The following is a 23,820-nucleotide window of genomic DNA, read 5'->3' on the forward strand; positions in this document are numbered from 1 at the left end:
GATTACCGCCCAAATCACCCGTCTGCGGCACCCGGCGTGAGGAAACTCACCCCCCGGCACAGCGGGCCGTACGATGCTCCGATCGCACGGCCCGCCAGGTCGTTCAGCCTTGTCGGCTCACTTGCCTTCGTAGGGGTAGAAGCCGCGGCCGCTCTTGCGGCCGAGGTCGCCGGCGGTGACCATGCGGGCCATGATCTCCGGGGCGGCGAACTTCTCGTCCTGGGTCTCGGTGTAGATGTTGCGGGCGGCGTGCAGCAGGATGTCCACGCCGGTCAGGTCGGCGGTCTGCAGCGGGCCCATCGCGTGGCCGAAGCCGAGCCGGCAGGCGGTGTCGATGTCCTCGGCGGTGGCCACGCCCGACTCGTACAGCTTGGCGGCCTCGACGACCAGCGCGGTGATCAGGCGGGTGGTGATGAAGCCGGCCACGTCGCGGTTGACCACCACGACCTCCTTGCCGACGCCCTCGGCGTAGGCGCGCGCGACGGCCAGCGTCTCGTCGCTGGTCTTGTAGCCGCGGACCAGCTCGACCAGCTTCATCATCGGGACCGGCGAGAAGAAGTGCACCCCGACGACCGACTCCGGGCGCGCGGTGGCGGCGGCGATCCGGGTGATCGGGATGGCGGAGGTGTTGGAAGCCAGCACGGCGCCGTCCTTGGCGAGCTTGTCCAGCTCGCGGAAGACGGCCTCCTTGACGTCCAGCTGCTCGAACACGGCCTCGACCACGATGTCGGCCTCGGCGACGGCGCCCAGGTCGGTGGTGGTGGTGATCCGGCCCAGCGCGGCCTCGGCGTCCTCGGCGCTCAGCTTGCCCTTGGCGACGAACTTCTCGTACGAGGCGCGGATGCCGGCGAGACCGCGCTGCAGCGCCTCCTCGGTGACGTCCCGCAGCACCACCGGGTGGCCGGCCTGCGCGGACACCTGGGCGATGCCGGCGCCCATCAGGCCGGCACCGATCACGGCGATCTGCTTGCTGGACGCATTGCTCATGGCTGGGTCTCCCGATGCCGTCGCCGCCCCGCGGGCGGGCCCTGAAGGCGGCTCAGGGCAGGGGTCGCCGCCCGAGAGAGCCGCATCGCTCAATTCCGGGACTCTAGTGCTCGAACCGCCCGCGCAGTAGCAATCGGGAGTGTGATCTGCAACCGACCTGGTCAGTCGCTCAGGACGTCGGCCAGACGGTTCAGACGGTCCAGACGGTCCAGACGGTTCAGATGGTTCAGATGGTCAGACCGAGATCCTGGGCCAGGATCGCCGCCTGCACCCGGCTGCGCAGCCGCAGCTTCGCCAGGATCCGGCTGACGTGGGTCTTGGTGGTCGCCTCCGCCATCTCCAGCCGGCTCGCGATCTCCCCGTTGGACAGCCCCACCCCGATGCAGGCCAGCACCTCCCGCTCGCGGGCGGTCAACCCGGCCACCGCCGCCCTCGCCTCGGGCCCGACCTGCCGCTCCGGGCGGGCGAAGACGCCGATCAGCCGCCTGGTCACCGAGGGCGCCAGCATGCCGTCCCCGCGGGCCACCGTGCGGATGCCCTCGATCAGGGTGTCCGCCTCCAGGTCCTTGAGCAGGAACCCGGCCGCGCCGGCCCGCAGCGCGCCGTAGACGTACTCGTCCAGGTCGAAGGTGGTCAGCACGAGCACCTGGGCGGCCCCGGCGGCGACCACCTGCCGGGTCGCCGAGACGCCGTCCAGCCGCGGCATCTGCACGTCCATCAGCACCACGTCCGGCCGCAGCTCCAGCGCCAGCCGGACGGCCTCCTCACCGTCGGCGGCCTGCCCGACCACCTCGAACCCGGGCTCGGCCCGCAGGATCATCACCAGCGCGGCCCGTACCGCCGCCTGGTCCTCGGCAACCAGCACCCGGATCGTCATGCCCGTCCCTCGCTCTCCCGGCCGCGCGGCAGCACCGCGCGCACGCTCCACCCGCCGTCCCGCGGCCCGGCCTCGAAGCTGCCGCCGAGCAGCCCGGCCCGCTCCGCCATGCCCACCAGTCCCGCCCGGGCGCCTGGCAGTTCGCGGCCCGGCCCGCCCCGGTACGGGCTGTCGACGGCGATCCGCAGCTCCTCGGGCCCGAACTCCAGCCGCAGGGTGACCAGCCCCGGCCCGGCGTGCTTGAGCACGTTGGTCAGCGACTCCTGGACGATCCGGTACGCGGCCAACCCGACCGGCACCGGGACCTCGCCGCGCTCGCCGTCCTCGGTCAGCTCGAACTCCAGCCCCACGTCCTGCCCGGCCGCCCGGGCCTTCGCCAGCAGGGCGTCCACCGCGGCCAGGTCGGGCGCCGCGTAGGACTCGTCGACCTCTCCCCCGCCGCTGTCCCGGAGCAGTCCGATCACGCGACGCATTTCGGCCAATCCTTGGACGCTGTTCTCCCGGATCACGGCCAGCACCTCCACCAGCGGATCGTCCTCGGCGAGCCGGCGCCGCCTGGCCACCGACTGCGCACCGGTGGCGTGGATCGCGATCGCCGACAGGTGGTTGGCCACCACGTCGTGCAACTCCCGTGCCATCCTCGCCCGTTCGGCGCCGACCGCCTCACGCCGGTCCATCTCCGAGAGCAGCGCGGTCTGTTCGGCGCGCAGCCGCTCGGTCTCCGCCTCCCGCCGGTGCTTGCGCACCACGTCACCGGTCCACACCGGCGCCAGGAAGAGCAGCGAGCTGACCACCACGATCAGCAGCCCGGCCGAGGTACCCCCGTAGTACAGCGCGAAGCCGGAGAGCACCAGCACGGTGGACCCGTTGGTCAGGTGCAGCACCTTCGACATCCGCCGGGTGCCGTAGACCACCGCCGCGTACAGCAGATCGGTGTACATGATCAGCGTCGCCAGCAGACTGCCGGTGAGCAGGCACAGCGCGCAGGCCAGCCCACCCACCGTCACCGCGAGCACCGGCCGGGTCCGCCGGACCAGCTCCAGCCCGGCCATCACCACCAACGTCAGCAGCACCAACCAGAGCGGATTGCGCTCGGGCCGGTCGTACACCCTGAAGACGATCAGCAGCGCGCCGCCGAGCAGCCCGGCCAGGGCGATCAGCCGGTCCAGCCGGCGCGGGGGGACGGACGGTACGAGCACACCCCCATCTCACCATCCCCGGCCCCCGCACCGGCTCCCGTCCACGGAGGAGGCCGCTACATCGAAAGATGCAGCTCCGGACGGCACCGCGCGACGACGACACGGCCGCGCCCGCGCACGAGGCTGGAGACACCGCCGATACGACCGGGAGCAGAACGTGATCGTCACCCTCATCGTCGCGGCCGAGATCTCCTGGTGGATCGTGCTCGGCCTCGCGCTCTCCGCCCGCTACCTGCTGCGCTGGCGCCGCACCAGCACCGCGCTGCTGATCGGCCTGCCGGTGGTGGACCTCGCCCTGTACGCGCTCACCGTGCTCAACCTGCGCGGCGGCGCCGAGGCGGGCTGGATGCACGCCCTCGCCGCGAGCTACGCCGGCTTCTCGGTCGGCTACGGCCCCTCGCTGGTCCGCTGGGCCGACCGGCACTTCCTGCACCGCTTCGCCGGCGGCCCCGAGCCGCTGCCCTCGCCGAAGTACGGCCCGGAGCGGACCAGGTACGAGTGGCAGGTGGCCGGCCGCACCGTCGTGTCCGCCGTGATCACCCTGGGTCTGATCACCCTGCTCGTCCCGCTCTCCGCGGGCTCCGCCCACTTCGGCACCTTCGGCCAGTGGTACTGGAAGCTGGGCATCGCGGCGGTCGTGAACGTGATCGTGGCCGGCTGCTTCTCGATCTGGCCCAAGGAGCCGCCGGCCGGCGTGCGGGTCGAGAACGGCCGGGTCGTGGTGGAGCAGGCCCCGGCCGAGCGGGGCTAGCGGTTCTCCCCCGGCACCCAGAGCACGTCGCCGCGCTCCTTGTTGGCCACCCGGGCCAGGATGAACAGCAGGTCGGAGAGCCGGTTGAGGTACTTCGCGGTCAGCGGGTTGACCGAGTCCCCGTACTCCGCGATCGCCGCCCAGGTGGAGCGCTCGGCCCGCCGCACCACCGTGCAGGCCAGGTGCAGATGGGCCGCGCCGGGCGTGCCGCCGGGCAGGATGAAGCTGCGCAGCTTCTCCACCTGGGCCAGGTAGTGGTCGCAGTCCCCCTCCAGCCGGTCGATGTAGGACTGCAGCACCCGCAGCGGCGGGTACTGCGGGTCCTCGACCACGGGGGTGGACAGGTCCGCGCCCACGTCGAACAGGTCGTTCTGGACCCGGGTGAGCACGGCCACCACGTCCTCGGCCAGCCCACCGGCCGCCACCGCCACCCCGATCGCCGCGTTCGCCTCGTTGGCATCGGCGTACGCCATCAGCCGCGGGTCGGTCTTGGTGGTCCGGCTCATGTCGCCGAGCGCGGTGGTGCCGTCGTCCCCGGTACGGGTGTAGATGCGCGTCAGATTGACCATGCGGCCACCCTAGCCCGACGGGTTAGGCGACGTTAACCCTCTGGCCGGGCGGGGCGGCCTCCAGCCAGGCCAGGAATCCGGTGAGCGCGTCCTCGCTCATCGCCAGCTCCAGCGGCGCCCCGTTGTGCAGGCAGCGCAGCACCACCGAGCCGGAGAGCAGCGCCAGCTCCTCCTGGCCCTCCGGGTAGCGCCGGCCGAGCACCTCGATCTCCCGGCGCGGCAGCACCTTGCGCGGGCGCGGGGCGTACGAGAAGACCCGGAACCATTCGATCGAATCGCCGCTGTACCGGCCGATACCAAAAACCCACCCCTTGCCGTCGGTCGGGGGGACCGGGGCTGAGGTGGGTTTGCCGTTCTCGTCGAGGTCGGGCTGCGTCGAGGCGTCGGCGGGCATTTTGAGCCGGTAACTGCAGTCGAACGTGCCGCCGACCCGCTGGATCAGGCGGCGGCGCACGGCGAAGGCCATCAGGCCGATCACTCCCAGCGCCACGACCGCCGCACACACCACAAGCGCGAGGACCATGCTCACCTACCTCCTCGCTACCCGCGTTCCCCGTTACGGTCGTATGAAGCGACCGCGCTGACCTACCAACTACGACGACAGTCCCGGGGTCACGCTCGCGCGTCCCCGGGACCGTCGGTCGACCCCGCTAAGCCGGGGTCCGGCACACTCAGGCGTGGGCCTTGAGGCCGCGCGCCGCGAACAGACGCACCTCGGCGCGCCGCTCGGCGTGCGCGTCCAGGTCCGACTTGGCCTTCTCCAGTGCGCGCTCGGCACGCGCGACGTCGATCTCGTCCGCCAGCTCGGCGATCTCCGCGAGCAGAGACAGCTTGTTGTCGGCGAAGGAGATGAAGCCGCCGTGCACAGCGGCGATCACGGTCCCGCCGTCCACCGTGCGGATGGTGACCGGGCCGGTCTCCAGCACGCTCAGCACCGGGGTGTGGCCCGGCATGATGCCGGTGTCACCGGAGGCCGTACGGGCGACGACGATGGTGGCCGCACCGGACCACACCTTGCGGTCGGCTGCGACCAGCTCGACGTGCAGCTCAGCCAACGTGGGCTCCTAGGCTCATGCAACGCCCGATTACTCGGGAGTTTCGGTAAGAATAACGGCCCCGCGCCCCCGGCATGAAACCGGCGGCACGGATTTGACCGGAATCACAGCCGATGCGACGTGAGGGGTGGACCCCAGGCTCGGGGGCCACCCCTCACGGTCACTCAGCTGCTACCGGCCGCGCTTACTTCTTCGCCAGCTCGGCGGCGTTCTTCTCGAGGTCCTCGATGCCACCGCACATGAAGAAGGCCTGCTCCGGGACGGAGTCGTACTTGCCGTCCGCGATCGCGTTGAAGGCCTCGATGGTCTCCGACAGCGGAACGGTCGAGCCCTCGACACCGGTGAACTGCTTCGCCACGTAGGTGTTCTGCGAGAGGAAGCGCTCGATGCGACGCGCACGGTGCACCGTGATCTTGTCCTCTTCGGACAGCTCGTCGATGCCGAGGATCGCGATGATGTCCTGGAGGTCCTTGTACTTCTGCAGGATCCCCTTGATACGGACGGCCGTGTCGTAGTGGGTCTGCGTGATGTACCGCGGGTCGAGGATGCGGGACGTGGAGTCCAGCGGGTCGACGGCCGGGTAGATGCCCTTCTCCGAGATCGGGCGCGACAGAACGGTGGTCGCGTCCAGGTGGGCGAAGGTGGTGGCCGGGGCCGGGTCGGTCAGGTCGTCCGCGGGGACGTAGATCGCCTGCATCGAGGTGATCGAGTGACCGCGGGTCGAGGTGATGCGCTCCTGCAGGAGGCCCATCTCGTCGGCCAGGTTCGGCTGGTAGCCCACCGCGGAGGGCATGCGGCCGAGCAGGGTCGACACCTCGGAACCGGCCTGGGTGAACCGGAAGATGTTGTCGATGAAGAGGAGCACGTCCTGCTTCTCGACGTCACGGAAGTACTCCGCCATGGTCAGCGCGGACAGCGCGACGCGCAGACGGGTGCCCGGCGGCTCGTCCATCTGGCCGAAGACCAGCGCGGTCTTGTCCAGAACGCCCGAGTCGACCATCTCGTCGATGAGGTCGTTGCCCTCACGGGTGCGCTCGCCGACACCGGCGAACACCGACACACCACCGAAGTTCTCGGCGACGCGGTAGATCATCTCCTGGATCAGAACGGTCTTGCCGACACCGGCACCACCGAACAGACCGATCTTGCCGCCCTGGACGTACGGGGTGAGGAGGTCGATGACCTTGATGCCGGTCTCGAACATCTCGGTCTTGGACTCGAGGTCCTTGAACGCCGGGGCCTTGCGGTGGATCGGCCAGCGGACCTCGACCTGCTGGTCGAACTCCGCCTGATCCACGTTCAGCACGTCGCCGAGGGCGTTGAAGACCTTGCCCTTGGTGATCTGGCCGACCGGCACGGAGATGGCCGCGCCGGTGTCGGTGACCTGCGAACCACGGACCAGGCCGTCGGTCGGCTGCATCGAGATGCCGCGGACCATGCCGTCGCCGAGGTGCTGGGCGACCTCAAGGGTCAGGGTCTTCTTGCCGCTGCCGTCGGGGTTGTCCACCTCGACGTGCAGGGCGTTGTACATGTCCGGAATCGCGTCGACGGGGAACTCCACGTCGACGACCGGGCCGATGACCCGCGCGACGCGGCCCGTCGCCGTGGTCGGCTCAACAGTGGTGGTCATTCTCATTCGCTCCCGCGGCTCGCGTCAGCGAGCGCGTTGGCGCCACCGACGATCTCGCTGATTTCCTGGGTGATCTCGGCCTGGCGGGCCGAGTTGGCAAGCCGCGTGAGCGACTTGATGAGCTCGCCGGCGTTGTCCGTCGCGCTCTTCATCGCGCGGCGGCGGGCGGCGTGCTCGGAAGCGGCCGACTGCAGCAGCGCGTTGTAGATCCGGCTCTCGACGTACCGCGGCAGGAGCGCGTCCAGGACGCCCTCCGCCGACGGCTCGAAGTCGTACAGCGGGAAGATCTCCGACTTGGCCGGCGACTGGTCGCTGAGCTGGACCTCGTCCAGCTTCAGCGGCAGCAGCCGCGCCTCCACCGCGTTCTGCGTCAGCATGGACACGAACTCGGTCGAGATCAGGTGGAGCTCGTCCACACCGCCGGTCTCGGCCGTGAAGGCCTCGATCAGGTCGGCCGCCACGGTCTTCGCGTCACCGTAGGTCGGCTTGTCCGAGAATCCCGTCCACGACTCCGCGATGGTCAGACCGCGGAACGTGTAGTACGAGACACCCTTGCGGCCGATGATGTACGTCACCACGTCCTTGCCCTCGCCGCGCAGGCGCTCGGTGAGCGTCTGCGCCGCCTTGATGGCGTTGGTCGAGTAACCGCCCGCCAGGCCGCGGTCCGCCGTGATCAGCAGGACGGCGGCGCGCTTGGCGTCCGGGTTCTCGGTGGTGAGCGGGTGCTTGGCGTTGGACCGGGTGGCCACCGCCGTCACCGCCCGGGTGAGCTCATCGGCGTACGGAGTGGAGGCGGCCACCGCGCGCTGCGCCTTGACGATGCGCGACGCGGAGATCATCTCCATCGCCTTGGTGATCTTCTTCGTCGCGGTGACAGAGCGGATCCGGCGCTTGTAGACCCGAAGCTGTGCTCCCATGGGTCGTTACGTCCTTTCCCTCGTTGCCGGACTCAGGCCTGCTCGGAGAGCAGCTTGCCGTCAGCGGTCTGGTAACCCTGCTTGAAGGCCTCGATCGCCGTGGTCAGCGCGTCGACGGTGCCGTCGGCGAGCAGGCCGGTCTCGACGATGCCGGCGAGCAGGTCCTTGTGCTGCAGGCGCACGTGGTCCAGGAACTCGCGCTCGAAGCGGCGGATCTCGGCGACCGGGACGTCGTCCATCTTGCCGGTGGTGCCGGCCCAGATGGAGACGACCTGCTCCTCGACCGGGAACGGCTGGTACTGACCCTGCTTCAGCAGCTCGACCATGCGCGCACCGCGCTCCAGCTGGGCCTTGGAGGCCGCGTCCAGGTCGGAACCGAAGGCGGCGAAGGCCTCCAGCTCACGGTACTGGGCGAGGTCCAGACGCAGACGGCCGGCGACCGAGCGCATGGCCCTGATCTGGGCGGAGCCACCGACGCGGGAGACCGAGATACCGACGTTCACGGCCGGGCGGATGCCGGCGTTGAACAGGTCGGACTCCAGGAAGCACTGGCCGTCGGTGATGGAGATGACGTTGGTCGGGATGTACGCCGAGACGTCGTTGGCCTTGGTCTCGATGATCGGCAGACCGGTCATCGAGCCGCCGCCCAGGGCGTCGTTCAGCTTGGCGCAGCGCTCCAGCAGGCGGGAGTGCAGGTAGAAGACGTCACCCGGGTAGGCCTCGCGGCCCGGCGGGCGGCGCAGCAGCAGGGAGACGGAGCGGTAGGCCTCGGCCTGCTTCGACAGGTCGTCGAAGATGATCAGGACGTGCTTGCCGTCGTACATCCACTCCTGGCCGATGGCCGAACCGGTGTACGGCGCGAGGTACTTGAAGCCGGCCGGGTCGGAGGCGGGAGCGGCCACGATGGTGGTGTACTCCAGCGCGCCGGCCTCCTCCAGGGCGCCGCGGACGGACGCGATGGTGGAGCCCTTCTGACCCACGGCGACGTAGATGCAGCGGACCTGCTTCTCCGGGTCGCCCGAGCGCCAGTTGTCGCGCTGGTTGATGATCGTGTCGACGGCCACCGCGGTCTTGCCGGTCTGGCGGTCACCGATGATCAGCTGGCGCTGGCCGCGGCCGATCGGGGTCATCGCGTCGATGGCCTTGATGCCGGTCTGCAGCGGCTGCTTGACCGACTTGCGGGCCATGACGCCGGGGGCCTGCAGCTCCAGGGCGCGGCGGCCGCTGGCCGCGATCTCGCCCAGGCCGTCGATCGGGTTGCCCAGCGGGTCCACGACGCGGCCGAGGTAGCCGTCGCCGACGGGGACCGAGAGGACCTCGCCGGTGCGGCGCACGGTCTGGCCCTCTTCGATGCCGCCGAACTCACCCAGGACGACGACACCGATCTCGCGGGTGTCGAGGTTCAGCGCGAGGCCGAGCGTGCCGTCCTCGAACTTCAGCAGCTCGTTCGCCATGACCGAGGGCAGGCCCTCGACATGCGCGATGCCGTCCGCCGCGTCAGTGACCGTGCCGACCTCTTCCACAGAGGCGGCGTCCGGCTGGTACGACTGGACAAAGTCGGCCAGCGCGTCCCGGATCTCCTCCGGACGGATCGTAAGCTCCGCCATCAGGCTTCCCTGCTCTCCTAGTTTGCGATCCTCGGCCCGCCATTGAGGGCCGCAAGTACTCGACTCTCGGCCGGGTCGTATGAACCGGCCGTACGATTTGCCGGCTCCTTGGGGAACCGGTTTCCCGACCGAGGGTCGGATGTGCTGCTTGGGTGCTCAGCCTTCGAGCGACTGGCGAGCGCCTTCGAGGCGGCTCGACACGGTGCCGTCGATGATCTCGTCGCCGATCTGCACCCGGACACCGCCGACGACCTCGGGGTCGATGTCGATGTTCAGGTGGACCTGACGGCCGTACATCCGGCCCAGAGCACCGGACAGGCGCTCCTTCTGGGTGTCCGACAGCGGCACCGCACTGGTGACCAGGGCCACCACGCGGCCGCGGCGCGCGGCGGCGAGCTTCGAGTAGGACTCGAGGCCCTGCTCCAGGCTACGGCCACGCGGCGCGTTGACGATGGCGGTGACCAGCCGGACGGTACCGGCGTTGGCGCGGCCCCCGAGCAGCTTCTTGATCAGCTCGGCCTTGGCGACGGCGCCGGCCTTCGGCTCGGTCAGCGCGGCGCGCAGCTCGTGCGAGCCGCTCACCACCCGGCCGAAACGGAACAGCTCGTCCTCGACGTCGTCCAGGACGCCGGCCCTGTCCGCGGCGATGATCTCGGCGTACGCGGCGAGCTCCTCGGTCGCGTCCACCAGGTCACGCGAACCCGACCAGCGGGAGCGGACCAGACCGGAGACCAGGTCGACGGCCTCGCCGGAGACCTGACCGGTCAGCAGCGAGGTGACCAGCTGGGCCTTGTCCTGGCCGGACCGGGACGGGTCGGTCAGGACGCGGCGCAGCGAGACCTCGCGGTCCAGCACGGCCGTGACGGCGGTGAGTTCCTCGGCGAGCTTGGCCGCGTCCACCGAGGTGGAGTCGGTCAGGCTCTCCAGGTTCTGCCGACCGGCGGCAAGAGCCTCGCGGCTGGCGCCGATCACTTGGCCGCACCCTGAGCAACGGCGGCCTTGGCCTCCAGCTCGTCCAGGAAGCGGTCGATCACGCCGCTCTGCCGGGCGTTGTCCTCAAGGGACTCGCCGACGATGCGGGAAGCCAGCTGGGTGGCCAGCGAACCCACGTCCTGACGCAGGGCGGCAGTCGCCTGCTTCTTGTCGGCCTCGATCTGCGCGTGACCGGCGGCGACGATGGCCTCGCGCTGACGCTGGCCCTCCTCGCGCATCTCGGCAAGCTGGGCGGCACCCTGCTCGCGAGCCTGCTCGACGATGCGGGCAGCCTCGTGGCGCGCCTCGGCAAGCTCGGCGCGGTACTGCTCAAGCAGGGCCTGGGCCTCGGCCTGAGCGGCCTCGGCGCGCTCCATGCCGCCTTCGATGGCGTCCCGGCGCTCCGACAGCACCTTCTCGATGCTGGGGAGGAGCTTCTTGCCGAGCAGACCGAAGACGATGAAGAAGCAGAGCAGGCCGATAACGATCTCGGGCGTGTTGGGGAGAAGAGGGTTCATCTTCTCCTCAGCCGCGAGCTGAGCCACGATGCTCATTTCTGGACCTTCCTCGAAAGGGTCTGCGGCAGGATTACTTGTTGCCGAAGACGAACGGCATGACGATGCCGATGAGGGCGAGCGCCTCGGTCAGCGCGAAGCCGATGAACATGTTGGAACGGATGAGACCGGCAGCCTCGGGCTGACGGGCCATGGCCTGGACACCGTTGCCGAAGATCAGACCGACGCCGATGCCGGGGCCGATCGCGGCGAGGCCGTAGCCGATGGAGGCGACGGAACCGTAGACGTTGCCCTCGGCGAGGATGCTGCTCATTGACGTTGTCCTTTGCAGGGGTGGTGAACCGGTGGTGATTGGCCACCGGGCGATCCGGGAGGTGGTTCAGGTGGGGCCGAGGGCCCCTGGCTCAGTGCGCCTCTTCCAGGGCACCGGCGATGTAGCTGCTGGCCAGCATCACGAAGATGTAGGCCTGCAGGAACTGGACCAGCAGCTCGAAGGCGGTCAGCGCGACGGCCACGATGAAGGAGGCCGAGCCGTACAGCGCGCCCAGGGTCGGGCTGAGCAGGTACCAGGAGGCGATGGAGAACATCACGATCAGCAGGTGGCCGGCGAACATGTTCGCGAAGGCTCGGACCGCGAGCGTGAAGGGGCGCACGAAGATGTTCGAGAAGAACTCGATCGGCACCAGGATGAACATGACCCAGCCGGGGATGCCCGAGGGCCAGCAGAGGTTCTTCAGACCGCCGACGAAGCCGTGCTTCTTGAAGGTCAGCGTCATGTAGGTGATCCACACGACGGCCGCGAGGCCGGCCGGGAACGCGATCGCCGCCGTCACGGGGAACTGCGCGAACGGGATGATCGACATGATGTTCATCAACCAGATGAAGAAGAACATCGAGACCAGCATCGGGACGTACTTCTCGCCCTTCTTGCCGATCGTCTCCATCACGATGGAGCGCTTGACGAAGTCGTAGCCGATCTCACCGACCAGCTGCAGCTTGCCCGGCACCAGGCGCGGCTTGGCGAAGGCGGCCCAGAAGAAGACGACCACCAGCAGCGCGACGAGGATCGACAGCAGCATCGGCTTGTTGAAGTCGATGCCGCCGACCGAGAAGATCGGCTTGAACTGGAACTCGTTCAGACCCGGGGCCGGGAAGCCGCAGCCAGCGTCCCCGAAGTGGCAACTGCCTGAGGCGAGGGGCGTGAGTTCAGCACTCACCACGGACTCCTTCGTCGTGACGCATGATTACGGCAACCTCGGTGTGTCGGCGTGGCCTGCGACCACGGAGCGGCACTGGAACTTGATGGGTTTCTCGCCGATCCCGCGCGGCAGTGCGCTGCACCACAGCGAGATCATCGAAGACTGCGCGGATCCGGGGGGCGATCCGTCCACTGTCCGGACAGACCTGGCCTCTTCCCGTACTCCGTTGTTGCGACGGACGATAGCAGCCCGTCAGTGCGGCATAAACACCGCCCCCCTCGTTGGGGGGACAGTTGGGCCTCGTCACTGTTGACGACCCTTGCCGGAGGGCTTGTCACCCTTGTTTTCCGAGGCGTCGGGGTCGACGTAGAAGGTCTTGGCCTTGAGCGCGCCGCGCACCTGGAAGCCCGTCCAGATCAGGGCGCAGCCGAGCAGGGTGAAGGCGAAGGCCTGCCGGTTGAAGAGCTCGGTGTTCTTGAACACCGCCAGGACGATGCCGACCAGCAGGATCTGAGTGGTGTACACCAGGAGCGCCGCGGCCATCATGAGCTGCGGGTTCGACCTGGTCAGCCGGTCCAGCGCGAACTGGCCGAAGCTGAAGAAGGCCATCACGAGCAGTGCGCCGATGAGGGCGCCGAGCAGCCCCTTCCCACCGGCGACGGCGAACGAGATCGCCATGGCGATGATCCCGGCGACCGCAGTGGGAATCGCGGCGCCTCGGAGGATCCGGGCGTCGGTGGACGGCATGTCGGCAGCTCCGGCGGCATGTCGATGTGGCGGGGGACGGGCACAGACGGTGGTGACAGGCACAACGGTGGTGACAGGCACAACGGTGGTGGTGGCACCGGACCGAGCGGGCCGCCGCCGGGCCGCCCGCGAAAGCGGCGGGCCCGTCGAGGGAGACCGACCAGGGACGGAAGTCCTCCACCTGTCAGGTCTTTCGGCGTGTTCTCGGTACTCGTGAACGGTATCACAAACTATTTGATGAGAGCTTTACCATGAACGTGTGGCTCCTGTCACACCGGCGGCGCAACGAATCCACCGCATGGGTGAGGCTATTTGACGGAACGTCAACTCTCCCACTAGCGACGGCCGGTGGCCTTGTCGTGGCCTGAGGGTGCGGAGGAGCCGCGGCTGGCTTCACCCAGAAGTTGTTTGTCCTTCGCCGACAGTTCAGCCATCGGAGCGGAGGACTGCCGCCGGTACCGAGGCGGGACGAAGGACTGCACCGCCCGCGGGGCGCGCGGCCGGAACCGCGGGGTCAGCAGCACTACCAGGCCGACCAGGCAGAGCCCGGCGAGGGTCAGCACCACGGTGCGGCCGGTGTTGGTCACCGAGAACGCCACCGTGCCGAAGGCGATCAGCGCGGCCCAGAAGTACATGATCAGTACGGCACGGCTGTGCGAATGCCCGACCTGGAGCAGTCGGTGGTGCAGGTGGCGCTTGTCGGCGGCGAACGGGGACTGACCGGCCCAGGTGCGACGCACCACCGCGAGCAGCAGGTCGGCCAGCGGCAGCGCGATGACCGTCAGCGGCAGCAGCAGCGGGATGTAGATCGGCACCAGGGCGTGCACGGTGGCGGTCTGCGAGCCGGTCTCGTTGTTGATCAGGTCCGGGTCGACCCGGCCGGTGATCGAGATCGCGGCGACGGCCAGCATCAGACCCAGCATCATCGAGCCGGAGTCGCCCATGAAGATCCGCGCGGGGTGCATGTTGTGCGCCAGGAAGCCCAGGCACATGCCGATCAGCAGCACGCTGAACAGCACGGCGGGGGCCGCGTCGGTGATCGCGTAGCCGTACCAGAGCCGGTAGCTGTACAGGAAGAACGCCATCGCGGCGATGCAGACCATGCCGCCGGCCAGGCCGTCCAGACCGTCGATGAAGTTCACCGCGTTGACCATGACGACGACCAGGGTGACCGAGATGACCATGCCCTGGGTCGGGCTCACCGCGACCGCGCCCACCCCGGGCACCGGCAGGGTGATCACCGTGACGCCCTGCCAGACCATCACACCGGCGGCGATCATCTGACCGCCGAGCTTCACCAGCGCGTCCACGCCCCACTTGTCGTCGAGCACGCCCAGCAGCCACATGATCCCGGCGCCGGACAGCAGCGCGCGGATGTCGCTGCCCTGGGAGAACACCTTGCTCAGGTTGTCCAGCTGCGAGGCGACCAGGATGCCCGCGCACAGCCCGCCGAACATGGCGATCCCGCCGAGGCGCGGGGTGGGCTCGCGGTGCACGTCACGGGCGCGGACCGGGGGCATCGCGCCGGCCGCGATGGCGAACTTCCGGACCGGGCCGGTCAGCAGGTAGGTGACGGCGGCGGTGCAGAACAGCACCAGCAGATACTCACGCACCACTGGCCTCCTGCATCACTGTCGAACGGGGAGGTACCGAAGGTACTCCCCTGCCTTCCCGGGGTTCGAGGTGCGTCGCCACGGCACACACCTTATTGAGTCGGACGCCCATGATGTGCATCGCGGTTCGCCTTCCCGGGTAGGAGAAACCGGATACCCGTGGACGACACCTCTTGGTCGGTTCGCCCGCCGTCGCCCGCTCAGGCCTTCAGCGGGGTTCCGCGAAGACCGCCGCCAGCTCCCGGACCCGCCGCGCGACCGGCGCGGCCGCCTCCCCGGCGAGCAGTCGCGCGATCAGCCCGGCGATGTCGGACAGCTCCGCCTCGCCCATCCCCTGGCTGGTCACCGTGCCCGTGCCCAGCCTGATCCCGGAGGCCTCGGCGGGCGGCGCCGGGTCGTACGGCAGCGCGCACTTGCCGAGCAGCAGCCCGGCCGCCGCGCAGCGCCGCTCGGCCTCCGCGCCGGTCACCCCGAGCGGGCTCACGTCGGCGGTCACCAGGTGGGTGTCGGTACCGCCCGTCAGGGGGCGCATTCCGGCCTCTGCGAGCCCCGCGGCCAGTGCCCGCGCCCCGGCCACCGCCCGCCGCGCGTAGGCCCGGTAGGCGGGCTTCGCGGCCTCCGCGAGGGCGACCGCCTTGCCGGCTACCTCGTTCATCGCCGCACCGCCCTGGCTGAACGGGAACACCGCCCGGTCCACCCGCTCGGCCAGCTCCGCGGTGGACAGCAGCAGGCCCCCGCGCGGGCCGCGCAGCAGCTTGTGGGTGGCCGCCACCGTGACGTCGGCGTACGGCACCGGGGAGGGCGCCTCCCCGGCGGCGATGAGGCCGGTGGTCTGCGCGGCGGAGGCGATCAGGTAGGCGTCCACCTCGTCGGCGATCTCCCGGAAGGCCGCCCAGTCCGGGTGCCGGGGGTAGGAGATCGAGCCCGCCACGATGGCCTTGGGGCGGTGCAGCCGGGCCAGGTCGCGCACCTGGTCGAGGTCGATCAGGCCGTCGCTCTCGCGCACGCCGTAGCCGGTGAAGGCGAACCAGCGGCCGGAGAAGTTCGCCCGCGAGCCGCAGCTGAGGTGGCCGCCGTGCTCCAGCGACATCGCCAGCACCCCGTCACCGGGCCGCAGCAGCGCCGCGTAGGCCGCCAGCATCCCCGAAGTCGCGGACCGGGGCTGGACGTTGGCGTGCGGGGCGGCGAACAGTTCACGGGCCCGGTCGATCGCCAGCAGCTCCGCGGCGTCCGCCAGCGCGCAGCCGGTGTGGTGCCGGCGGCCCGGATAGCCCTCGGCGTACTTGTCGATCAGCGGCCCGGTCAGCGCCGCGAGGACGGCGGGGCTGGTCAGGTTCTCCCCCGCCAGCAGCTGGATGGTCTCGGCCCGCCGCTCGGCCTCGGCGGCCAGCAGGTCGGCGATCTGCGGATCCGCCCGGTGCAGCGCCTCGGACGCCCACGGGCGCCCCCTCGTCGCGGTCGAGCCGGCAGCGGCATCGGTGACGGTCATGGCAGGGCTCCCAGGCGCGGCATGGACGGTCTACTCAGAGTAGGACCGCCTGCGCCACCCGGCGCGGCGACGCGGGGCCGTTCGGAGCCAGGGCTCAGCGCGGCGCGGAAATGCCGGTGAGCGCGGTGACCACCGGCTCGACCGCGTGGAATATCTCCTCGCCGCAGTTGCGGAACATGCCGATCGGAGCCCCGTACGGGTCCTCCAGCTCGTCCGACTCCGGGGTGGCGGCCAGCAGCCAGCCACGCAGCGCGGCGGCCGCCCGCACCAGCGCGCGGGCCCGCTCGGTGACGTCGGCGCCACGGCGGGGGTCGGGCAGGGTGCCCGGGTCGATCGTCCGCACCAGGCGGGTGAACTCCTTCAGCGTGAAGGTGCGCAGCCCCGCCTCGTGGCCCATCGAGATCACCTGGGCGCGGTGGTCCAGGGTCGCGGTGAGCACCAGGTCGGCCTCCACCACGTGCTCGTCGAGCAGCTCGCGGCCGGTGAAGCCGCCGCTGTCGGCGCCGTACTCGTCGAGCACGGTCGCGGCGTGGTCCTCCATCGGCGCGCCCACGTGGCCCCAGGTGCCGGCGCTCTCCACCAGCATGCGGCCGGCCACCCGGGGGCTGAGCCGGGTGTCCAGCTCACGCCGGGTGAGCCGCTCGGCGATCGGCGAGCGGCAGATGTTCCCGGTACAGACGAACAGGATCCGGAAGTGGTCCAGCGGCCTGGGGCCCACGGCCAGGTACGGCGCTATGCCGGGCCCGTCATGGAGCGAGGCGGTGGGTGTCAACTTCCGGCCTCCAGGTCGGGGACGACCTCCCTCAGCTGCTCGATGCTGATCGCGCCGGCCCGCAGCAGGACCGGCACCTTGCCGGTGACGTCGACGATGGACGAGGCGGTGGCGTGATCGGCCTGGCCGCCGTCCAGGTAGACCGAGATCGCGTCGCCGAGCTGGGCCTGCGCCTCGTCGCAGGTCGCCGGGGACGGCCCGCCGGTCTTGTTGGCGCTGGAGACGGCCAGCGGGCCGGTGTTGTTCAGCAGCTCGATGGCGACCGGGTGCAGCGGCATCCGGACCGCGACGGTGCCGCGGGTCTCGCCGAGGTCCCAGCGCAGCGAGGGCTGGTGCCGGGCGACCAGGGTGAGCCCGCCGGGCCAGAAGGCGTCGACCAGCTCCCAGGCCTGCTCGGAGAAGTCGGTGACCAGACCGTGCAGGGTGGTCGGCGAGCCGACCAGGACGGGCGAGGGCATGTTGCGGCCGCGGCCCTTGGCGGCCAGCAGGTCGCCGACGGCCTCCGGGGAGAAGGCGTCCGCGCCGACCCCGTACAGGGTGTCGGTGGGCAGCACGACGAGTTCGCCGCGGCGGATGGCCGAGGCGGCCTCGCGCAGGCCGGTGGCGCGGTCCCCGGCGTCGGAACAGTCGTAGCGGCGGCTCATCGGTGCGGTCCCCTTCCGGAATGGCTCATCACGGTGTTCACAGCGCGGATTTACGAGCGGTCGTGCTGCGTTCGATGTTCACGACCCGACCCTTCGGGCGGTCGTGCTGCGTTCGATGTTCACGACCCGACCCTTCGGGCGGTCGTGCTGCGTTCGATGTTCACGACCCGACCCTTCGGGCGGTCGTGAAGCGCGGCCGGTTGTTCAGGTCGCGGTGGTCGGCGGTGTCCGTCCAGCCGCGTTCCTCGTTGAAGATCCACGGCACCTGGCCGCCCTGCTGGTCGGCGTGCTCGATCACCACCGCGCCGCCCGGGCGCAGCAGCCGTGCGGCCACCCGCTCGATGCCGCGGATGGTGTCCAGGCCGTCCTCGCCCGAGAACAGCGACATCTGCGGGTCGTGGTCGCGGGCCTCCGGCGCGACGTACTCCCACTCGGTGAGCGGGATGTACGGCGGGTTGGAGATGACCAGGTCGAAGCGGCCGTCCCAGGAGCGGTCGTCCTCGAAGGCCTTGGTGGCGTCCCCGGCGTGCAGGGTGACCCGCGCGCGGTCCGGGCTGGCCTCGATGTTGCGCCGGGTGTACTCCAGCGCGCCCTCGTCGAGTTCGAAGGCGTGCACGGTCGAGCGCGGCAGCTCCTGGGCCAGGGCGAGCGCGATGGCGCCGGAGCCGGAGCACAGGTCGACCACCAGCGGCTCGGCGACGTCCATGTCGCGCACCGCGTCTATCGCCCACTCGACGACCGTCTCGGTCTCCGGCCGGGGCACGAACACCCCGGGGCCGACCTCCAGTTCGAGGTAGCGGAAGAACGCCCGCCCGGTGATGTGCTGGAGCGGCTCGCGCGCCTCGCGGCGCGAGACCGCCTCCCAGTAGCGGGCGTCGAAGTCGGCGTCCTTCACCGTGTGCAGCTGGCTGCGCTTGACGTTGTGGACGTAGGCGGCGAGTTCCTCCGCGTCGAAGCGCGGCGACGGCACGCCGGCCGCGGCCAACCGCTGGGTGGCCTGGGCCACCTCGGCGAGCAGCAGGTTCATCCGTACGACCTCTTGTTTCTGCGCTCCGGCTTCAGGCTTGCGTCGGGCTGGGGCGCGCCGGTCTCAGTTCTCTTGGGCCGCGGCGAGCTTGGCCGCCGCGTCCTTGTCGACGCAGGACTGGATCACCGCGTTCAGGTCGCCGTCCAGGACCTGGTCCAGGTTGTACGCCTTGAACCCCGTGCGGTGGTCCGAGATGCGGTTCTCGGGGTAGTTGTACGTCCGGATCCGCTCGGAGCGGTCCACCGTACGGACCTGGCTGCGACGCGCGTCCGAGGCCTCGCGCTCGGCCTCCTCCTGCGCGGCGGCCAGCAGCCGCGAACGCAGGATGCGCATCGCCTGCTCCTTGTTCTGCAGCTGGCTCTTCTCGTTCTGGCAGGACGCCACGATACCGGTCGGCAGGTGGGTGATCCGGACCGCGGAGTCGGTGGTGTTGACCGACTGGCCGCCGGGGCCGGAGGAGCGGTAGACGTCGATGCGCAGGTCGTTGGCGTGGATCTCGACCTCGACCTCCTCGGCCTCGGGGGTGACCAGCACGCCCGCCGCGGAGGTGTGGATGCGGCCCTGGGACTCGGTGGCGGGGACGCGCTGCACGCGGTGCACGCCGCCCTCGTACTTCAGCCGGGCCCAGACGCCCTGGCCGGGCTCGGTGTTGCCCTTGGTCTTGACGGCCACCGAGACGTCCTTGTAGCCGCCGAGGTCGGACTCGTTGGAGTCGATGACCTCGGTCTTCCAGCCGATCCGCTCCGCGTAGCGCAGGTACATCCGGAGCAGGTCGCCGGCGAACAGCGCGGACTCCTCGCCGCCCTCGCCCGCCTTGATCTCCAGGATGACGTCCTTGTCGTCGCTCGGGTCGCGCGGCACCAGCAGCAGCCGCAGCTCCTCGGTCAGTTCGTCGCGACGCTGCTCGGAGTCCTTCACCTCGGAGATGAACTCCGGGTCTTCGGCCGCGAGTTCGCGCGCGGCCTCGATGTCCTCGCCGGCCTGCCGCCACTCCCGGTAGACCCGGGTGATCGGGGTCAGCTCGGCGTACCGCTTGGCCAGCTTGCGGGCGTTCGCCTGGTCGGAGTGGACGGACGGGTCGGCCAGCCTCTTTTCGAGGTCGGCGTGCTCGACGAGGAGCTCTTCGACTGCCTCGAACATGGGGTGGCCTTCTTCCCGGGGCTAGGAACGTGCGAGGTGGTGGACGCGGGGCGTGCGGAACGCGTGGGGGAAGCGAACGGCGCCGGTCCCCAGCGCCCCCGGAACGAGTACGGGGGCGCCGGGAACCGGCGCCGAGGGAGCGCTAGGCCTTCGCGCTGTGCTGCTTGCCGAAGCGGGCCTCGAAGCGGGCCACGCGGCCACCGGTGTCGAGGATCTTCTGCTTGCCGGTGTAGAACGGGTGGCACTGCGAGCAGACCTCGGCGCGGATCTCGCCGCTGGTCTCGGTCGAGCGGGTGGTGAACTCGGCGCCGCAGGTGCAGGTCACGCGGGTGACCACGTACTCCGGGTGAACGTTGGACTTCAAGGGGTTCTCCTAGGTTTCGGGAGGGCACCGGGTCGGCGGCTGAGTGCCGCTCGTGAACCGGGACCGACGGACCAGTCTGCCAGACCGGCCGCACCTTCCAAAACGGGGGCTTGTTCCGGGATATTCCGGGCGCCGTCCGGATGCCGTCAGCGTCGTGCCGTGGCCGTCGCGGCGGGCTTCGGGACGGCCGTCGGGACAGCCGTCGCGGAGGCCGTCGGGGAGGCCGTGGGGGCCGCCTGGGCGGGGTTCTGCGGCTGGGCCGAGACGACCGCCTGCGGGACGGGCCGGTCGGCCTTGAGCGCCGTCCAGAGCTGCTGGGCCTGCGGCTGCTGCGGGACCACCCGGTTGGGGTCGCCGGGGGCGGTCTCGACCGGCAGGGTGACCATGGTCAGCTGGTCCGGACCGATCCCCTTGAGCTCCTGGACCAGCCCCACCAGGGAGTTCACCGAGCCCAGCGCGGAGTCGGTGGTGACGCTCTTGGTCATGGTGTCGCCGATCGACCACAGCTTGACCGGGTTGGAGAACAGCCCGATCCCGCCGGCCTGCTGGAGCAACGACTTGACCAGCTGCTTCTGCAGTTCGATCCGGCCGAGGTCGCTGCCGTCGCCGACGCCGTGCCGGGTGCGGACGAAGGCCAGCGCCTGCTGCCCGTCGAGGTGGTGCTCGCCGGCCGGCAGGTCGAGCCCGCTGTCCTTGTCGTGGATGGCCACCGTGGTGGACACGGTGGCCCCGCCTATCGCGTCCACGACCCGGGCGAAGCCGGCGAAGTCGACCTGCAGGTAGTGGTCCATCCGCAGCCCGGTGAGCTGCTCGGTGGTCTTCACCGCGCAGGCCGCGCCGCCGGCCTCGAAGGCGCTGTTGTACATCGCGCGCCTGGCGGCCGGGACGGCCTTGCCGTTCGCGTCGGTGCAGTCCGGGCGGTCGACCAGGGTGTCGCGCGGGACGGAGACGACGGAGGCCCGCGCGTGGTCCTGGCTGACGTGCACCACCATCGCGGTGTCGGAGCGGGCGGTGTCGCCGGTGCCCCCGCCGGCCAGGTCGCCGTTCTCGCCGGCCCGGGAGTCGGAGCCCAGCACCAGGATGTTGAAGGAGCCGTCGGTGGCCGCCGGGGGGCGGGCGTCACCGAGGCGGCCGTCGATGTCGACGCTCTTGATGTTGCCGTTGAGCTTCAGGTACGCGTACCCGGCCGCCCCGCCACCGAGGACGACGAGTGCGGCGGACGCGCAGGCGGCCACCCGCAGGACCTTGCGGCGGCGACCCGGGACCCTCTTGTGCTCGGCCATACGGACCAGAGTAAAACGGACAAGATGATCGAATAGCCCCAAGTTGTCCCAACTCTGGAACAAAGCCGCCGACCCGCTGGTCGGCGTGCCGAAGCACGGAACCCCGGACCGCTCGCGCGATCCGGGGTTCCGTGCTTCGACAGCCGTGCGGCCGCGGTCAGTCGCCGGAGCCGGGGGTGGTCTTGGCGATCTGCATCAGGAACTCGGCGTTGCTCTTGGTCTGCTTCATCTTGTCCAGGAGCAGCTCGATCGCCTGCTGCGAGTCGAGCGCGTGCAGCACCCGGCGCAGCTTCCAGACGATGGCCAACTCCTCGCTGCCGAGCAGGATCTCCTCCTTGCGGGTGCTGGAGGCGTCCACGTCGACGGCCGGGAAGATGCGCTTGTCCGAGAGCTTGCGGTCGAGCTTGAGCTCCATGTTGCCGGTGCCCTTGAACTCCTCGAAGATCACCTCGTCCATGCGCGAGCCGGTCTCGACCAGCGCGGTGGCCAGGATGGTCAGCGAGCCGCCGTTCTCGATGTTGCGCGCGGCACCGAAGAACTTCTTCGGCGGGTACAGCGCGGTCGAGTCGACACCACCGGACAGGATGCGGCCGGAGGCCGGCGCCGCCAGGTTGTAGGCGCGGCCCAGGCGGGTGATCGAGTCCAGCAGGATGACCACGTCGTGGCCCAGCTCCACCAGGCGCTTGGCGCGCTCGATGGCCAGCTCGGCGACGGTGGTGTGGTCCTCGGCCGGGCGGTCGAAGGTCGAGGAGATGACCTCGCCCTTCACCGACCGCTGCATGTCGGTGACCTCCTCCGGACGCTCGTCGACCAGGACGACCATCAGGTGGCACTCGGGGTTGTTGTGGGTGATCGCGTTGGCGACCGCCTGCAGCACCATGGTCTTGCCGGTCTTCGGCGGCGCGACGATCAGACCGCGCTGGCCCTTGCCGATCGGCGACACGAGGTCGATGATCCGGGTGGTCAGCACGCCCGGGTCGCTCTCCAGGCGCAGCCGCTCCTGCGGGTAGAGCGGGGTGAGCTTGTTGAACTCGGGGCGGCCGCGGCCGGTCTCCGGGTCCATGCCGTTGACGGAGTCCAGCCGCACCATGGCGTTGAACTTCTCGCGGCGCTCGCCCTCGCGCGGCTGGCGCACCGCACCGGTGATGGCGTCACCCTTGCGCAGGCCGTTCTTGCGGACCTGGGCGAGCGAGACGTAGACGTCGTTCTGGCCCGGCAGGTAGCCGGAGGTCCGCACGAACGCGTAGTTGTCGAGGATGTCGAGGATGCCCGCGACCGGGATCAGGACGTCGTCCTCGCCGATCTGCGGCTCGACGGTGCCGGTCTCGAAGCCCTCGCGGCCGCGACGGCCACGGCGGTCGCGGTACCGGCCGCGACGGCCCCGGCGGCCCTCGCCGAACTCGTCGTCGTCGTAGCCGCCCTGCTGGACCTGCGGCTGCTGCTGAGCCTGCTGGCGGGTCTGCTGGTCGGCCTGGCCCTGCTGCTGACCCTGCTGGGTCTGGCGGTCGGCGCGCTCGCGGCGGTTGCGGCGGTCGCGGCGCGACTCGCGCGACTCGCCGTCCTGTCCGGCCTGGGCCTCGCCGGCGTCCTGACGCTCGGTGCGCTCGCCGCCCTCGCGGCGGTCACGGCGCTCGCGGCGGTCGCGACGGGTCTCGCGACCGTCCTCGCGGCCCTCGAAGCCGCGGGTCTCGGCCGGACGCTCGGCCTGCTTGGGCTCGGCCACCGCGACGGTGGCGGCCTCGGCGGCGGCCTCGGCGGCGACCGGCGCGGTCGGGGCACCGGCGGCGGCGGTGGCCCGGCGGCGGGTGCGCTCGGTACGGGCGGGCGCGGCGGTCTCGGCGGCGGCCTGGACCGGGATCTCGATCTGGGCCTGCGGCTCGGCGGCCGGCGCCTCGGCGGCGGCCACGGCCTTGCTGCGACGGGCCGGCTTCTCGGCCGGGGCCTCGGCGTCCGCCTTGGCGGCGGTGCGCTTGGCGGCCGGGGCGCCACCGGCGGCGAGCAGCGGGTCCCCGCCGCTCTTCTCCTTGATGGTCTCGATCAGCTGGCTCTTGCGCATGCGTCCGGTACCGGTGATGCCCAGGTCCGCGGCGAGCTTCTGCAGCTCGGCGAGGACCATACCGTCCAGGCCCGCGGCGGCACTGCGGCGGCGGCGTGCCGGGGCAGCGGGGGCGGCGGCTGCGTCCGACGCCTCGGCGTCCGGGCGCGCGCCCATCAGATCGGTGGAGTCGCTCACTAAGGGTCCTTCCCTGGAGCGGACGTCGGCCTGTCTGGCTCGGCGACCGGTTGTGCTGTCCTGACCAACGCTCGACTGCGTCGGTCCGAGGCGGTGATCCCTCGAATGGCGGGAGCCCGTCGAGGGAGAGCTGCGAGGTGCGGTGCATGAAGCACGGTGGTGCTGAGGTGGCGCGTGGGCCGGTCGTGTGTCGACCTCCCCTGAGGGCGTTGCCCCCACGCTGCCTGCGA

24 protein-coding genes are annotated in these 23,820 nt (G+C 70.5%); 1 reads left to right on the plus strand and 23 read right to left on the minus strand.

The annotated features are described in order from the left end of the window. Positions 1–117: 117 nt before the first annotated feature. The 3 genes from ACZ3UD_RS07380 to ACZ3UD_RS07390 form a co-directional block, all read right to left on the minus strand. Positions 118–987, minus strand: a complete 870-nt coding sequence (locus ACZ3UD_RS07380) for a 3-hydroxyacyl-CoA dehydrogenase family protein (protein WP_465583321.1) — start codon at positions 985–987, stop codon at positions 118–120. Positions 988–1,213: 226 nt separating this feature from the next. Then, on the minus strand, positions 1,214–1,864 hold the full coding sequence (locus ACZ3UD_RS07385; protein WP_380611561.1) for a response regulator: 651 nt from the start codon (positions 1,862–1,864) through the stop codon (positions 1,214–1,216). Beyond that, positions 1,861–3,063, minus strand: a complete 1,203-nt coding sequence (locus ACZ3UD_RS07390) for a sensor histidine kinase (protein WP_465583324.1) — start codon at positions 3,061–3,063, stop codon at positions 1,861–1,863. The genes ACZ3UD_RS07385 and ACZ3UD_RS07390 overlap by 4 nt, the downstream gene beginning before the upstream one ends. Positions 3,064–3,220: 157 nt before the next feature. On the opposite strand from ACZ3UD_RS07390, the gene ACZ3UD_RS07395 reads away from it, so the two are divergent. Continuing rightward, positions 3,221–3,814: a hypothetical protein gene (locus ACZ3UD_RS07395; protein ID WP_465583327.1), complete on the plus strand. Its 594-nt coding sequence runs from the start codon at positions 3,221–3,223 to the stop codon at positions 3,812–3,814. Here the strand turns inward: ACZ3UD_RS07395 and ACZ3UD_RS07400 are convergent. The 20 genes from ACZ3UD_RS07400 to rho all read right to left on the minus strand — a co-directional run bounded on the left by ACZ3UD_RS07400 (position 3,811) and on the right by rho (position 23,590). Further along, on the minus strand, positions 3,811–4,383 hold the full coding sequence (locus ACZ3UD_RS07400; RefSeq protein ID WP_465583329.1) for a cob(I)yrinic acid a,c-diamide adenosyltransferase: 573 nt from the start codon (positions 4,381–4,383) through the stop codon (positions 3,811–3,813). The genes ACZ3UD_RS07395 and ACZ3UD_RS07400 overlap by 4 nt on opposite strands. Before the next feature lie 22 nt (positions 4,384–4,405). Next, positions 4,406–4,906 (minus strand): DUF2550 domain-containing protein, encoded by a 501-nt coding sequence (locus ACZ3UD_RS07405; protein ID WP_030057523.1) that lies wholly within the window; start codon positions 4,904–4,906, stop codon positions 4,406–4,408. A 148-nt stretch (positions 4,907–5,054) separates the two neighbouring features. Beyond that, on the minus strand, positions 5,055–5,438 hold the full coding sequence (locus ACZ3UD_RS07410; protein ID WP_153462636.1) for a F0F1 ATP synthase subunit epsilon: 384 nt from the start codon (positions 5,436–5,438) through the stop codon (positions 5,055–5,057). 184 nt (positions 5,439–5,622) lie between these two features. Beyond that, the gene (gene atpD / locus ACZ3UD_RS07415; protein ID WP_465583334.1) at positions 5,623–7,068 is read right to left on the minus strand and encodes a F0F1 ATP synthase subunit beta; all 1,446 of its coding nucleotides are present in this window, start codon (positions 7,066–7,068) and stop codon (positions 5,623–5,625) included. A 2-nt stretch (positions 7,069–7,070) separates the two neighbouring features. Continuing rightward, positions 7,071–7,985 (minus strand): F0F1 ATP synthase subunit gamma, encoded by a 915-nt coding sequence (locus tag ACZ3UD_RS07420; RefSeq protein WP_465583336.1) that lies wholly within the window; start codon positions 7,983–7,985, stop codon positions 7,071–7,073. Positions 7,986–8,017: 32 nt separating this feature from the next. Further along, a complete protein-coding gene (gene atpA, locus ACZ3UD_RS07425) occupies positions 8,018–9,592 on the minus strand; it encodes a F0F1 ATP synthase subunit alpha (protein WP_465583338.1) in 1,575 nt (524 codons plus the stop codon). Positions 9,593–9,748: 156 nt separating this feature from the next. Beyond that, positions 9,749–10,564, minus strand: a complete 816-nt coding sequence (locus ACZ3UD_RS07430) for a F0F1 ATP synthase subunit delta (protein ID WP_465583341.1) — start codon at positions 10,562–10,564, stop codon at positions 9,749–9,751. Beyond that, positions 10,561–11,118 carry a F0F1 ATP synthase subunit B gene (locus ACZ3UD_RS07435; RefSeq protein WP_465583344.1) on the minus strand — a complete coding sequence of 186 codons (558 nt, stop codon included), beginning with the start codon at positions 11,116–11,118 and terminating at the stop codon, positions 10,561–10,563. Before ACZ3UD_RS07435 ends, ACZ3UD_RS07430 begins: the two co-directional genes overlap by 4 nt. Before the next feature lie 34 nt (positions 11,119–11,152). Then, positions 11,153–11,392, minus strand: coding sequence for an ATP synthase F0 subunit C (gene atpE / locus ACZ3UD_RS07440; RefSeq protein ID WP_449819444.1), 240 nt, complete (start codon positions 11,390–11,392; stop codon positions 11,153–11,155). Positions 11,393–11,483: 91 nt separating this feature from the next. Beyond that, positions 11,484–12,296 carry a F0F1 ATP synthase subunit A gene (gene atpB / locus ACZ3UD_RS07445; RefSeq protein WP_465583347.1) on the minus strand — a complete coding sequence of 271 codons (813 nt, stop codon included), beginning with the start codon at positions 12,294–12,296 and terminating at the stop codon, positions 11,484–11,486. A gap of 285 nt (positions 12,297–12,581) precedes the next feature. Next, on the minus strand, positions 12,582–13,025 hold the full coding sequence (locus ACZ3UD_RS07450; RefSeq protein ID WP_465583350.1) for a hypothetical protein: 444 nt from the start codon (positions 13,023–13,025) through the stop codon (positions 12,582–12,584). A gap of 335 nt (positions 13,026–13,360) precedes the next feature. Next, complete coding sequence (locus tag ACZ3UD_RS07455) at positions 13,361–14,638, minus strand: MraY family glycosyltransferase (RefSeq protein WP_465583352.1); 1,278 nt, start codon at positions 14,636–14,638, stop codon at positions 13,361–13,363. Positions 14,639–14,846: 208 nt separating this feature from the next. Further along, positions 14,847–16,127: a serine hydroxymethyltransferase gene (locus ACZ3UD_RS07460; protein WP_465583354.1), complete on the minus strand. Its 1,281-nt coding sequence runs from the start codon at positions 16,125–16,127 to the stop codon at positions 14,847–14,849. Between the two features lie 94 nt (positions 16,128–16,221). Further along, positions 16,222–16,899, minus strand: coding sequence for an arsenate reductase/protein-tyrosine-phosphatase family protein (locus ACZ3UD_RS07465; protein ID WP_465583357.1), 678 nt, complete (start codon positions 16,897–16,899; stop codon positions 16,222–16,224). Next, positions 16,896–17,543, minus strand: a complete 648-nt coding sequence (locus ACZ3UD_RS07470; RefSeq protein ID WP_465583360.1) for an L-threonylcarbamoyladenylate synthase — start codon at positions 17,541–17,543, stop codon at positions 16,896–16,898. The genes ACZ3UD_RS07465 and ACZ3UD_RS07470 overlap by 4 nt, the downstream gene beginning before the upstream one ends. Positions 17,544–17,703: 160 nt before the next feature. Then, positions 17,704–18,570: a peptide chain release factor N(5)-glutamine methyltransferase gene (prmC, locus tag ACZ3UD_RS07475; RefSeq protein ID WP_188302982.1), complete on the minus strand. Its 867-nt coding sequence runs from the start codon at positions 18,568–18,570 to the stop codon at positions 17,704–17,706. 63 nt (positions 18,571–18,633) lie between these two features. Next, positions 18,634–19,710 (minus strand): peptide chain release factor 1, encoded by a 1,077-nt coding sequence (prfA, locus tag ACZ3UD_RS07480; protein ID WP_465583363.1) that lies wholly within the window; start codon positions 19,708–19,710, stop codon positions 18,634–18,636. A 142-nt stretch (positions 19,711–19,852) separates the two neighbouring features. Continuing rightward, the gene (gene rpmE / locus ACZ3UD_RS07485; RefSeq protein ID WP_030235761.1) at positions 19,853–20,074 is read right to left on the minus strand and encodes a 50S ribosomal protein L31; all 222 of its coding nucleotides are present in this window, start codon (positions 20,072–20,074) and stop codon (positions 19,853–19,855) included. Between the two features lie 146 nt (positions 20,075–20,220). Then, positions 20,221–21,357: an LCP family glycopolymer transferase gene (locus tag ACZ3UD_RS07490; RefSeq protein ID WP_465583367.1), complete on the minus strand. Its 1,137-nt coding sequence runs from the start codon at positions 21,355–21,357 to the stop codon at positions 20,221–20,223. Between the two features lie 157 nt (positions 21,358–21,514). Then, complete coding sequence (gene rho, locus ACZ3UD_RS07495; RefSeq protein WP_465583370.1) at positions 21,515–23,590, minus strand: transcription termination factor Rho; 2,076 nt, start codon at positions 23,588–23,590, stop codon at positions 21,515–21,517. Between the last annotated feature and the right edge of the window lie 230 nt (positions 23,591–23,820).

Source organism: Kitasatospora sp. NPDC023118 (genome assembly GCF_055560875.1).